The sequence below is a fragment of the Bifidobacterium sp. A11 genome, assembly GCF_000499185.1.
Lineage (GTDB): Bacteria > Actinomycetota > Actinomycetes > Actinomycetales > Bifidobacteriaceae > Bombiscardovia > Bombiscardovia mizhiensis.
In genome coordinates this window covers 45,190-56,916 of the sequence record NZ_AWUO01000004.1, presented here as the reverse complement: position 1 = coordinate 56,916, position 11,727 = coordinate 45,190, and the positions used below count along the sequence as shown (strand labels likewise).

The 11,727-nt window shown below is 63.3% G+C and carries 11 protein-coding genes; 4 read left to right on the top strand and 7 right to left on the bottom strand.

What is annotated here, in order from left to right; all coding sequences use genetic code 11:
• Positions 1-5 precede the first annotated feature (5 nt).
• From P273_RS0104845 to P273_RS0104825, 5 genes are all read right to left on the bottom strand, one after another.
• Positions 6-1,004: a TerC family protein gene (locus tag P273_RS0104845; RefSeq protein ID WP_024627354.1), complete on the bottom strand. Its 999-nt coding sequence runs from the start codon at positions 1,002-1,004 to the stop codon at positions 6-8.
• A gap of 140 nt (positions 1,005-1,144) precedes the next feature.
• Positions 1,145-3,256, bottom strand: coding sequence for an excinuclease ABC subunit UvrB (gene uvrB / locus P273_RS0104840; RefSeq protein ID WP_024627353.1), 2,112 nt, complete (start codon positions 3,254-3,256; stop codon positions 1,145-1,147).
• A 39-nt stretch (positions 3,257-3,295) separates the two neighbouring features.
• Positions 3,296-3,943: a dephospho-CoA kinase gene (coaE, locus tag P273_RS0104835; protein WP_253269575.1), complete on the bottom strand. Its 648-nt coding sequence runs from the start codon at positions 3,941-3,943 to the stop codon at positions 3,296-3,298.
• A gap of 80 nt (positions 3,944-4,023) precedes the next feature.
• Positions 4,024-5,529 (bottom strand): 30S ribosomal protein S1, encoded by a 1,506-nt coding sequence (rpsA, locus tag P273_RS0104830; protein ID WP_024627351.1) that lies wholly within the window; start codon positions 5,527-5,529, stop codon positions 4,024-4,026.
• 102 nt (positions 5,530-5,631) lie between these two features.
• A complete protein-coding gene (locus P273_RS0104825) occupies positions 5,632-6,552 on the bottom strand; it encodes a bifunctional methylenetetrahydrofolate dehydrogenase/methenyltetrahydrofolate cyclohydrolase (RefSeq protein ID WP_024627350.1) in 921 nt (306 codons plus the stop codon).
• Positions 6,553-6,764: 212 nt separating this feature from the next.
• On the opposite strand from P273_RS0104825, the gene P273_RS0104820 reads away from it, so the two are divergent.
• Together P273_RS0104820 and P273_RS0104815 are read left to right on the top strand one after the other, a co-directional pair.
• Positions 6,765-7,640: an ABC transporter ATP-binding protein gene (locus tag P273_RS0104820; RefSeq protein ID WP_024627349.1), complete on the top strand. Its 876-nt coding sequence runs from the start codon at positions 6,765-6,767 to the stop codon at positions 7,638-7,640.
• Positions 7,637-8,464, top strand: coding sequence for a metal ABC transporter permease (locus P273_RS0104815; RefSeq protein WP_024627348.1), 828 nt, complete (start codon positions 7,637-7,639; stop codon positions 8,462-8,464). The genes P273_RS0104820 and P273_RS0104815 overlap by 4 nt, the downstream gene beginning before the upstream one ends.
• 6 nt (positions 8,465-8,470) lie before the next feature.
• Here the strand turns inward: P273_RS0104815 and P273_RS0104810 are convergent, their stop codons facing one another.
• Together P273_RS0104810 and P273_RS0104805 are read right to left on the bottom strand one after the other, a co-directional pair.
• Complete coding sequence (locus tag P273_RS0104810) at positions 8,471-8,950, bottom strand: 2-C-methyl-D-erythritol 2,4-cyclodiphosphate synthase (RefSeq protein WP_024627347.1); 480 nt, start codon at positions 8,948-8,950, stop codon at positions 8,471-8,473.
• Positions 8,951-8,964: 14 nt separating this feature from the next.
• Complete coding sequence (locus tag P273_RS0104805) at positions 8,965-9,585, bottom strand: CarD family transcriptional regulator (RefSeq protein WP_024627346.1); 621 nt, start codon at positions 9,583-9,585, stop codon at positions 8,965-8,967.
• Between the two features lie 224 nt (positions 9,586-9,809).
• Between P273_RS0104805 and P273_RS0104800 the strand changes: the two genes are divergently transcribed.
• Positions 9,810-10,547, top strand: a complete 738-nt coding sequence (locus P273_RS0104800; RefSeq protein ID WP_024627345.1) for a response regulator transcription factor — start codon at positions 9,810-9,812, stop codon at positions 10,545-10,547.
• Positions 10,548-10,565: 18 nt separating this feature from the next.
• Entirely contained in the window at positions 10,566-11,696 is a 1,131-nt protein-coding gene (locus P273_RS0104795) for a cell wall metabolism sensor histidine kinase WalK (RefSeq protein ID WP_029676170.1), read from the top strand.
• Positions 11,697-11,727: the final 31 nt, after the last annotated feature.

The window sequence follows — 11,727 nt, the reverse complement described above, 5'->3', positions numbered from 1 at the left end:
GCTTATCACTTTTCTCGCTGAGAGGCTGTTTCAAGGGACTGACGACGGCTCTTGAGTACTGAAGCCAGAGCGGCTATGCCTACGGCAAGGACAATGACCAGCAGAGACGCCCAGGTCGGTATGTCCGGCACGGCTTCCAGGGGCTGCCCGCCATTGATGAAGGGCAGCGTGTTGCCGTGCAGAGCCTCCATGATCAGCTTGACCCCGATGAAGGCAAGGACCACAGCCAGCCCCAGGGGCAGATACTCCAGCTTGTCCAGCAGGGATCCCAGTAGGAAGTAGAGCTGCTGAAGGCCCAGCAGGGCGAAGACATTGGAGGTGAAGACGATGAAGGGATCCTTGGTCAGTCCGAAGATGGCCGGAATGGAGTCAAAGGCGAACATGACATCAGTGGTGCCGATGGCCAGGAAGACCACCAGCATGGGCGTGAAGTAGCGCTTGCCCTCGAAGGTGGTCCGCAGGTGCTCACCGTCGTAATGGCTGGTGATGGGAATGACCCGGCGCAGAACCCTGATCAGCCCGTTCTCGTGGTACTCCTCCTGCTTGCCTCGGCTGGAGACCATGTTCCAGGCGGTGTAGAGCAGGAAGAAGCCGAAAATGAAGAAGACCCAAGTGAAGCGGGTGATCAGCGCCGTCCCGGCCAGGATGAAGACGCCGCGCAGCAGCAAGGCGATAGTGATGCCGACGCTGAGCACATAGCGCTGAAGCCGCAGGGGCACGGCGAAATTGCCCATGATGATGACGAAGACGAAGAGGTTGTCGATGCTGAGCGAGTACTCGGTCAACCAGCCCGAGTAGAACTCGATGGCCGGCTTGGAACCGGCCACCTTCCAGATCAAAACACCAAAAATCAGGGCCATGACCACGAAGAAGCCGATGTGCCTCACGCATTCGCCGGTCGAGGGGACGTGCGGCCGACGCCCGATCACCAGAAGATCGACCACGAAGAAGACGGCCAGCACAACCAGGCTCACAACCATGAACGGCAGAGGTGTCTCGGACATATCACCTGACTTTAGCGGCAAGATATGACGTGCTCATCGCCCCCGTCTGCCCGTCAGAACGTCCTCACAGGCAGCGGTCTGCAGGTCGGGCCTGAGATGCCCTTGCCTCCGCATCACAGACCAAATCACTTTGGGCCTACTTACTTTTTGGCCTCGGTCATCTGCCGCAGCTCTTTCTTCAGATCCTTGATTTCGTCGCGCAGACGGGCTGCAAGCTCGAACTGCAGCTGTTGCGCAGCCGTGTGCATCTGGTCGCTCAGCTGACGGATCAGGTCGGCAAGGTCCTGAGCCGGCAGACCGGCCTGGAGGATCTCCTGATGCCGCTTGTCAGCCTCCTCCTTGTCATAAAGAGGCACGCCCAGGTGGGAGTTGCCGGCCTTGTTGGCGTTGCGGTAGCCGCCCGCCAGCAGGGTCTGGGTGTCCACATCCTCCTTGGCCAGCATGTCGTTGACGTCGCTGATCTTCTTGATCAGCGGCTTGGGGTCCACGCCGTGCTCCTTGTTGTAGGCGATCTGCTTGGCCCGGCGACGGTTGGTCTCGCTGATGGCCTTGTCCATGGAGTCGGTGACCTCGTCGGCATACATGATGACCTTGCCGGACACGTTCCTGGCCGCGCGGCCGATGGTCTGAATCAGGGACCGGTAGGAGCGCAGGAAGCCCTCCTTGTCCGCATCCAGAATGGCCACCAGGGAGACCTCGGGCAGATCCAGTCCCTCGCGCAGGAGGTTGATACCCACGATGACATCGATCTTGCCCTCACGCAGCTCCCGCAGGAGCTCCACGCGCCGCAGGGTGTCCACATCCGAGTGCAGGTACTCCACCTTGATGTCGCGCTCCAGCAGGTAGTCGGTCAGGTCCTCGGCCATCTTCTTGGTCAGCGTGGTCACCAGAACCCGCTCGTGGCGATCCACCCGTGTCTTGATCTCATCCAGGAGGTCGTCCACCTGGCCCTTGACAGGCCTTACCTCCACCTCGGGATCCAGCAGGCCAGTGGGCCGGATGACCTGCTCCACCACCCCGTCGGACAGGCCCATCTCATAGTCGCCCGGTGTTGCTGAAAGGTAGACGGTCTGGCCCACCTTGTCCAGGAACTCCGGCCACTTGAGCGGACGGTTGTCCATGGCCGAGGGCAGGCGGAAACCATGTTCGACCAGGGTCCGCTTGCGGCTGGCATCCCCCTCATACATGGCTCCGATCTGGGGGACGGTCACGTGGGATTCGTCGATGACCAGCAGGAAGTCGTCGGGGAAGAAGTCCAGCAGGGTGTGGGGCGGGGAACCGGGTTCACGGCCGTCGAAGTGACGGGAGTAGTTCTCCACTCCCGAGCAGGTGCCGATCTGGGTGAGCATCTCCAGGTCGTAGGTAGTACGCATGGTCAGCCTCTGGGCCTCCAGCTCCTTGCCCTGCTTGCGCAGCTGGCCCACACGCCAGTCCAGCTCCTCCTTGATGGTCTTCAGGGCGCGCTCCATCCGTTCGGGACCGGCCACATAGTGGGAGGCAGGGAAGATGTGCACGGAGGTCTCGTGGGCTATCTCGTCCCCGGTCAGCGGGTGCAGGGTGGAGATGCGGTCAATCTCATCGCCGAAGAATTCGATGCGGACGGCCAACTCCTCATAGACGGGGATGATCTCGACCGTGTCGCCACGCACGCGGAAGGTGCCTCGGGTGAAGGCGATGTCGTTGCGCTTGTACTGCATGTCCACGAACTTGCGCAACAGGTCGTCCCGATTGATCCGGTCCCCCTCGTGCAGGAAGAGCATGCGCCCGGCGTACTCCTCGGGCGTACCCAAGCCGTAGATGCAGGAGACGGTGGCCACCACCACGCAGTCGCGCCTGGTCAACAAGTTAGCCGTGGCAGCGTGCCGGAGCCGCTCCACGTCGTCGTTGATGTTGGAGTCCTTCTCGATGTAGGTATCTGTTTGAGGAATGTAGGCCTCAGGCTGGTAGTAGTCGTAGTAGGAGACGAAGTAGGAGACCGCATTGTCGGGCATGAGCTCGCGGAACTCGGCGCAGAGCTGGGCGGCCAGGGTCTTGTTGGGTTCCAGAATCAGGGTGGGCCGCTGCAGGCGCTCGATCAACCAGGCCGTGGTCGCGGTCTTGCCGGTGCCGGTGGCGCCCATGAGCACCACATCGTTCTCGCCATTCTCGATCCGGGTGGCCAGTTCCTCGATGGCCTCTGGCTGGTCGCCGGAGGGCTTATAGGGAGACTTGACCACGAAGGGCTTGTCGGTCCGCTCAATGTTGAACCCCATGAAACTCCCTTCCAGGATGCGTCATTCGCCTAAGGCTCCTCAGTTGCTGTGCGAGGATCCCTGGGCCAAGGTCTTTAGCTCTTTGTATATTCTATCAACAGACTCGAACATTTGTTCGACAGGCTGGGACCCGTCCACCAACAGATCGGCCTGGGCGCGTCGCGAACTGCTGCTGGTCTGGGAACCGATGCGTTCAACAGCCTGGCTTTTGGTCATATGCCGCTGATTCACCATACGCGCAATCCTCACCTGGCTCGGGGTCTCCACCAACAGAACCCTGTCGAAATGAAAAGGAATGGCTGAGCCTACCTCGGTCAGCAGGGGCACCTCATGAACCACCACCTCGGAACCCTCCAACCAGGGCTGCTCGGCCTTGGCGGCCAGGTCATAGACCAGCGGATGGATGATGTCATCCAGGTCCCTACGATCACGATCGGCCGTCGGCCCGCCGAAGACCCGTGCCGCCAGGGCTGACCTGTCCACTCCCCCACGGCCGTCCCCGCAGTCTGAGCCGAAACGCTCCAAAACCGGCCCCACGCCGGGCCCGCCCGGAGCGATGACCTCGTGGGAGAGCTGGTCGTAATCGATGACCTTGGCCCCGTCCTGAGCCAGCCGAGCCGCCACCGTGCTCTTGCCGGCCGCTATTCCGCCGGTCAATCCCACACGTATCATCCCGACCTCCCGCATACACCCTATGGATCTTATGGCAGCAGATACAAATGGAGGGGCCCGACCGAGGCCGGACCCCTCCATTCACCGCTTAATGCTCACTTCTTTTCCTTGAGCAGCTGCTCGCGCAGAGCGGCCAGCTGGTCGTCGGAGGCCAAGGTGCCCTCGGAGCTGGACTCCGAGCTGTAGTTGGTGGTCTCCTCGGAGTTCTGACGACGAGAGCGCGAACCGGAGGCGGGCGCCTGGGAGGACCGGCTGTCCTCGGCGGCCGAAGCCTCGGCGTTCTCCAGCTCCTTGGCCACGAAGGCCTTGTGCTGCTCCCAGAGGTCGTGGGCGGCCGCATACTGGGACTCCCACTCCTCCCGCTGCTTCTCGTAGCCGGCGATCCACTCGTTGCTCTCGGGGTCGAAGCCCTCGGGGTACTTGTAGTTGCCATCCTCGTCGTACTCGGCGGGCATGCCGTAGATGGCCGGATCGAAGTCCTCGGAGGTCGGATCGACGGAGTCGTCGGCCTGCTTGAGGGACAGGGAAATGCGGCGGCGATCCAGGTCGACGTCGATGACCTTGACGAAGATCTCCTCGCCCTGCTTGACCACGGTCTCGGGGTTCTCCACGTGGCGGTTGGCCAGCTCGGAGATGTGGACCAGGCCCTCGATGCCGTCCTCGACGGAAACGAAGACACCGAACTGCACGATCTTGGTGACCTTGCCCTTGACGATCTGTCCGGGCACGTGGGTCCGTGCGAAGCGCTGCCAAGGATCTTCCTGGGTAGCCTTGAGGGACAGCGAGATGCGCTCGCGGTCCATATCGACATCCAGCACCTCGACGGTGACCTTGTCGCCCACCTTGACGACCTCGCTGGGGTGATCGATGTGCTTCCAGGAAAGCTCGGAAACGTGGATCAGGCCGTCCACACCACCCAGGTCGACGAAGGCGCCGAAGTTGACGATGGAGCTGACCGTACCCTCGCGGATCTGGCCCTTCTTGAGCTGGGCCATGAAGGTCTCGCGCACCTCGGACTGGGTCTCCTCCAGGTACTGGCGGCGGGAGAGGACCACGTTGTTGCGGTTCTTGTCCAGCTCCAGAATCTTGGCCTTGATCTTCTGCCCGATGTAGGGAGACAGGTCGCGCACGCGGCGCATCTCGACCAGGGATGCGGGCAGGAAGCCACGCAGGCCGATGTCGACGATGAGTCCGCCCTTGACGGCCTCGATGACGGTGCCCTCAACGACGCCGTCAGCATCCTTGATCTTCTCGATGTCGCCCCAGGCGCGCTCATACTGGGCACGCTTCTTGGACAGGATCAGGCGGCCTTCCTTGTCCTCCTTGGTGACGACCAGAGCCTCGATGGTGTCACCGACCTGGACCACATCGTCGGGATCGACATCCTTCTTGATGGAAAGCTCGCGGGAGGGAATCACGCCCTCGGTCTTGTAGCCGATGTCCAGCAGAACCTCGTCATGGTCGATCTTAACGACCGTCCCCTCGACCAGATCCCCATCGTCGAAGTTCTTGATGGTGGAATCGACTGCCTTGATGAAGTCTTCCTCGGACCCGATGTCATTGACCGCGACCTGGGGGACTTCCTTCTTGTTCTCTGCCATTAATTAAATTGTTTCTTGTATAGTTGGTGGATATTTTTCCGTATTGAGTTATGCGTTCCCGCCGGCAGGCGCGAACATTCTCCATGATAGGAGACACCGCGGTCATTGTCGCCGGGAGACCTCGGGCGTGTCGCAGACGGGGATTCCGGCGGCCCGCTCGGCGGATTCGACCACATTGACCAGAAGCATGGCCCGGGTCATGGGACCCACGCCACCGGGGTTGGGCGTATAAGCGACTGCAGACTGCCTGGCGGCCGGGTCGATGTCGCCCTTGATCCGCCAGCGCCCCTCCTGCTGATCCCAGATCCGGGAGACGCCAACATCCACCAGAACGGCACCCTGGCGGACCTGGTCCGGGCCAACCAGTCCAGCTCGGCCCACGGCCGAAATGATCACGTCAGCCCTGCGCAGATGGGCGTCAACGTCCCTAGTGCGGGTATGGCAGAGGGTCACGGTGGCATCCACCCCGCGGTTGGTCAGGAGCAGCCCGATGGTGCGGCCCACGGTCAATCCCCGGCCCAGCACACAGACATCCTTGCCGGTCAGGTCAATCCCGTAATGGCCCAGCAAGTACAGAATCCCGCGCGGTGTGCAGGGCAGGGGGGTCCGCACCTGCCCGTCGGTATGCAGGACCAGCTGGCCCAGGTTGTAGGGATGCATGCCGTCGGCGTCCTTGGCCGGATCGATGCGATCGATGATCTCAGTGGGATCCACACCATCAGGCAGGGGCAGCTGGACGATGTAGCCAGTGCAGTCAGGATCCTGGTTGAGCTGATCCACGGCAGCAAGAATCCGCTCCTCGCCGGCATCGGCGGGCAGATCAACCCTGATCGACCTGATGCCCACCTGGCTGCAGTCCCGGTGCTTGCCCTCTACATATTTAACCGAACCCGGATCCTTCCCCACCAGGATGGTCCCCAGGCCGGGCGTGCGCCCCATGGCCGTCAGCCTAGCCACCCGAGCGCGCAGGTCCTCCTTGAGTTCCGCAGCCGCCGCCTTCCCGTCCAGTTTTACTGCAGTCAACACGTCTCCATCATCCAAGTGGGCACAAACCCTTGTCGAATTCGTCTGGGCCAGATTAGCTCAGATTCCTCCCCGAACGGAACCAGCGTCCAATGGCCGGTCTGGGAGGACTCGACTGCTGAAGTTGCGCGCTGTCCTCTCCCCAGCGATAATGAGAATCATGCTCAATAAGAGCAGGTTCACCGTTTTAAGCCCGTGCAGGAAAGGAAGTCATGGATACGGACACGAATAGAACATCCACGCAGGCCTGCATCGTTTTCGACCATGCCGCCATCCGCCGTTCCGGGCGGCTGATCTGGTCAGAGGGGACCTTCACCATTCCCTCGGGAACCGTGACCGCCATCGTGGGCACCAACGGCACGGGCAAAACCAGCATGATGCAGGCCGAGCTGGGCCTGCTCCCCCTGGATGCCGGCAGCCTGCGGGTCCTGGGGCAGCCGGCCGGCCAGGCCAACGACCGCATTGGATACGTACCACAGAGCTACACCTCGGATATCGACTCCAACCTTACGGCCGAACAATCCGTCCTGCTGGGGCTGACCGGCACCCGGTTCGGCATTCACCCCGTCACCCGGCAGGACCGCGAGCGCGCCAGAGCGGCCATGCGCTTCGTCGGTGTGGAGGACAGGGCCCACCTGCGCCTGTCCCAGCTCTCCGGCGGCCTGCGACAGCGGGTGGCCATCGCCCAGGCCCTGGTCTGCGATCCTGATCTGCTCATGCTGGACGAGCCCCTGGCCAATCTGGATCTGGCCGGGCAGCGCGCCACCGTCCACCTGCTGGCACAACTCAACAGCCGTCTGGGCATGTCCATCCAGGTGGTGGCCCACGACCTGAACATGCTGCTGCCTGTGCTGACCGGAGCGGTCTACCTGCTGGACGGACACCCTCATTACGCCCGCATGGACGACGTGCTGGATTCGGACCTGCTCACCCACCTCTACGGCACCAAGGTGGAGGTGGTCACCACTCCTCAGGGGGACATGTTCGTGGCCCCCGACATGGACGAGCCGATCGGACCCGTCCATAATCGCTACCAACCCAGCCAGGTGGCCCGCCTGCACGGGACGGACCGGGAAAGGAACTCATGAGCACACCAGTCTTCGACCCCCATTGGACCGAGATCCTCGCCGCCCCCTTCATGCGCAACGCCATGGTGGCCGGCCTGTGCATCGCCGTGGCTGCCGGAGCCATGGGCTACTTCACCATTGCCAGACACTCCACCTTCGCCGCCCACGCCCTGGCCCACATCGGTCTGCCCGGTGCCACAGGGGCCGTCCTGCTGGGGCTGCCGGTCTCTGCCGGCATGGGCCTGTTCGCCCTGGGCGGGGCGCTGGTCATCGGAGCCCTGGGCAAGCGGGCCTCCCAGAGGGAGATCGCCACGGGCACGGTCCTGGCCTTCGCCACCGGTCTGGGACTCTTCTTCGCCAGGATGTCCAGCTCGGCCTCCCAGCAGATGCAGGCCATCCTCTTCGGATCCATCCTGACCATCACCCGAGGCCAGGTCGTCGGCTTCATAGTCTTTGATGCAATCCTGCTGATCCTGCTGGCCCTGATCTACCGGCCCCTGCTCTTCAGCTCCCTGGATGAACAGGTGGCCCAGGCCCGCGGCGTGCCCATCGGGCTGATGAACCTGACCTTCATGGCCATCATGGCCGGCGTCATCACCATCGCCGTACCGGCAGTGGGGACCCTGCTCATCTTCGCCCTGGTCGTCACCCCGGCAGCCACGGCCAACATCCTGGTGGCCTCTCCCCTACGGGCCATGCTTCTATCAGGATTGATCTGCCTGGCTTCAATCTGGGGAGGCCTGGTGATCTCGGCCATGGTGCCGGCTCCTCCCAGCTTCGTCATCGTGACCCTGTCCACCCTCTTCTGGGCTCTGGCCAAGGGATGGGCGGCCCTGCGCGCCTGAAGCCGGTCAGTCCACCAGGGCGGTGGCCATGACGGCGACACCCTCATCGTGGCCGGTAAAGCCCATGCCATCAGTGGTGGTGGCAGTCAATTTAACCGGTGCCCCGACAACCTGACTCATGGCCTGCTGGGCCAGGTGACGACGGGATGAAATTCTGGGGCGCTGGCCGACGATGACCAGGGAGGCGTTGAGCAGCCTGCGACCGTGCCCATGCAGACAGTCCATGGTTTTCTCCAGCATGGCCGCGCCGTGCATGCCCGCTCCAAGAGCCTGTGATCCCAGGCCGAACAAGGTACCGATATCGCCCAGGTCGGCGGCTGACAGGATGGCATCGATCAGGGCATGGGCGGCTGCATCGCCGTCAGAATCGCCCAGCAGGCCGGGGGTTCCGTCATTCCAGGACAGGCAGGCCAACCAGAGGGGACGCTCACCGGTCGGGTCGAAGCGATGGGCGTCAAAGCCCAGTCCGATGTTTGGATGGCCCATGACCGAATCCGGCCTCAGCGCTTGGCCTTGGTCTTCCCCTTGCCCTTGGTCTTGGCGGCCTCCTGGGCCACCCGTGCCAGGGTCTTGGAGGCCGGCTCCTTGGGGGACTTGGTGTGGTGCTTGTCGTCACCGGGCATGGGTTCCGCATAGCCCAGGTTGACGTCCAGCAGGCGCTGGGCCTCGTCCTCGTCCAGCTTCTCGGACAGGGCGATCTCGGAGGTCAGGATCTTGCGGGCCTTGATCAGCATCCGCTTCTCGCCCGCCGACAGCCCGTGCTCGTCCACGTCGCGCTGGGAGAGGTCGCGCACCACTTCGGCGATCTTGTTGACCTCGCCGGTGGCGATCTTCTCCACGTTCAGCTTGTAGCGGCGGGACCAGTTCATCTCCTTCTCCTCGACCACCGGGGTGCGCAAGATCTCGAAGACCTTGGCCACCGCCTTGGCGTCGACGATGTCTCTGACGCCCACCTTGGCCGCGTTCTCCACGGGGACGTTGATGACCAGTCCGTCCGAGGAGAGCACGGACAGCTGCAGGTACTTGCGGGTGACGCCCTTGACGGTCCGTTCGGTGATGGCGTCCACCCTGGCGGCCCCATGACGCGGATAGACGACCATGTCACCGACCTTGTAACCCATATGCCCTCCAGAACGAGTCGAGAAAATACCATATAATAATGCCATTGCGCATGGACTTGCTGACGGGCGCCTGGGGACGACGCGATTCTCCGCGAGCACACTTCCCCTGGAGGCTCTGAAGACTATTCTGGAAGAAACGACGGTGGTGGAACGAATGCCGACAAGGCTCCACCCCGCATGACGAGCATCGTTTTGCGGATCAGTGATCGAAAACAGAGGTAGGCATGATCAGAAACACAAGCCGCTACACTACACCCAGCACCATCCTGGTGGTTGAGGACGAACCCACCCTGGCCACTGCCATAGCCCAGCGCATCACCGCCGAAGGGTGGACGGCCCGGGTGGCCTCGGACGGTGCCAGCGCCGTGCAGGCCGCCTCCCAGATCAAGCCCGACCTGGTCATCATGGACATCATGCTGCCCGTCATGGACGGACTGGAGGCCACCAAGCGGATCGTGGCCGAGCGACCGGTGCCGGTGCTGATTCTGACCGCCCGGGACGACGAGGCCGACAAGGTGACCGGTCTGGGCGCCGGAGCCGACGACTACATGACCAAACCCTTCTCCATGCGCGAGCTGATCGCCCGCTGCAAGGCCCTCCTGCGCCGGGTGGAGCGGGCCAAGGTCATCGCCAAGAACTCCGAGAACGAGAAGGTGCTGGACTTCGGATCCCTGGTCATCGACCCGGCCCAGCGCATCGTGACCCTGCGCGGGAAGCAGATCCACCTGACCCCCACCGAATTCGACCTGCTGGCCACGCTGGCCCGTCGGCCCAAGTCCGTACTCACCCGCGAGAAGCTGCTGGAGGAGGTCTGGGACTGGGTGGATGCCTCGGGCACCAGGACGGTGGACTCCCACGTCAAGGCCCTGCGGCACAAGCTGGGCTCGCAGATGATCCGCACCGTGCATGGCGTGGGCTACGCCTTCGAGCCGCCCGAGGATCAGGAACAGGATCAGCGGTAGCAGCCGCGGATGCACGCCATGAGCAAGGACGGCAAAAGCCGGCGCAAGGGGCCCGGTCTGAGTGCGCGTGTGGATCGCGAACGGCCCATTGGATCCTTCGCCTCATTGAAGGTGGAGCTGAGCGTCCTGATCATCATCTCCACAGCCATCGCCTTCGTCATGGCTTGGTTCCTGCTGAAGATGGGCTGGAGCGGCTGGATCGCCATGCCGCTGACCCTGGTGGTGGCCCTGGGGATCACCTACTTCTTTTCCCGAGGGCTCACCGCTCCCCTGCGGCAGATGAGGGATGCAGCCGAGGCCATGGCCGACGGGGATTATACGGTCCGGGTCCACGCCACCACGACCAGCCACGACGAGGTGGGGCTCCTGGCCCAGTCCTTCAACGAGATGGCCGAGGAGCTCCAGCACGCCGACCAGATGCGCCGGGACATGGTGGCCAATGTCAGCCACGAGCTGCGCACCCCCGTCTCAGCCCTGCAGGCCATGGTGGAGAACATGGCGGACGGGGTGACCGAGCCCACGCCAGCCAACTTGGAGGGGATCCTGGAGCAGACCCATCGCCTGTCCGACCTGATCGCCTTCCTGCTGGATCTGTCGAGGATGGAGGCCGGGGCTGCCAGCCTGCAGATCGAGGACTTCGACTTCGGGGACTTCATCGACGAGACCCTGCAGCCCCTGGCCATAGCCGACGCCGGGCACGCCCACGACATCCAGGTGGATCTGGAGAAGGGCCTGAGAATGGAGGGCGACCAGGACCGGCTGCGCCAGCTCTTCACCAACGTCATCAGCAACGCCCTAAAGCACTCGGCCGACGGCACCACAGTGCTGATCCAGGCCCACGAGGATCGGCAGCAGGAGACCATTGTCACCAACGTGGTCAACTTCGGTTCGCAGATACCCCCCGAGGCCCGCACCGACATCTTCCGGCGCTTCGTCAAGGGCAAGGCCGGCCCGGGTACGGAGTCGGGCGGCACCGGGCTGGGGCTGTCCATCGCCCGCTGGGCGGCCCAGTTGCATGGAGGCCAGGTGCAGGTGGTGGACGACCCGCGCGGAGCCGACTTCGAGATCACCCTGCCCAGATATCACCGCGACCCCGACGAGGACGAGGGGGACGGAGACCACTCTGACGGGTCCGACGCGCCGCATTGACGGGGAGGCGCACCTCGGCTCATAATGAAAT

Excerpts from the sequence above, each read along its gene's own strand:
- P273_RS0104800 (WP_024627345.1), top strand. The coding sequence starts at position 9,810 with ATGATCAGAAACACAAGCCGCTACACTACACCCAGCACCATCCTGGTG.
- P273_RS0104795 (WP_029676170.1), top strand. The coding sequence starts at position 10,566 with ATGAGCAAGGACGGCAAAAGCCGGCGCAAGGGGCCCGGTCTGAGTGCG.
- P273_RS0104815 (WP_024627348.1), top strand. The coding sequence starts at position 7,637 with ATGAGCACACCAGTCTTCGACCCCCATTGGACCGAGATCCTCGCCGCC.
- coaE (WP_253269575.1), bottom strand. The coding sequence starts at position 3,943 with ATGCGGGAGGTCGGGATGATACGTGTGGGATTGACCGGCGGAATAGCG.
- rpsA (WP_024627351.1), bottom strand. The coding sequence starts at position 5,529 with ATGGCAGAGAACAAGAAGGAAGTCCCCCAGGTCGCGGTCAATGACATC.
- P273_RS0104810 (WP_024627347.1), bottom strand. The coding sequence starts at position 8,950 with ATGGGCCATCCAAACATCGGACTGGGCTTTGACGCCCATCGCTTCGAC.
- P273_RS0104805 (WP_024627346.1), bottom strand. The coding sequence starts at position 9,585 with ATGGGTTACAAGGTCGGTGACATGGTCGTCTATCCGCGTCATGGGGCC.
- P273_RS0104820 (WP_024627349.1), top strand. The coding sequence starts at position 6,765 with ATGGATACGGACACGAATAGAACATCCACGCAGGCCTGCATCGTTTTC.
- uvrB (WP_024627353.1), bottom strand. The coding sequence starts at position 3,256 with ATGGGGTTCAACATTGAGCGGACCGACAAGCCCTTCGTGGTCAAGTCT.
- P273_RS0104845 (WP_024627354.1), bottom strand. The coding sequence starts at position 1,004 with ATGTCCGAGACACCTCTGCCGTTCATGGTTGTGAGCCTGGTTGTGCTG.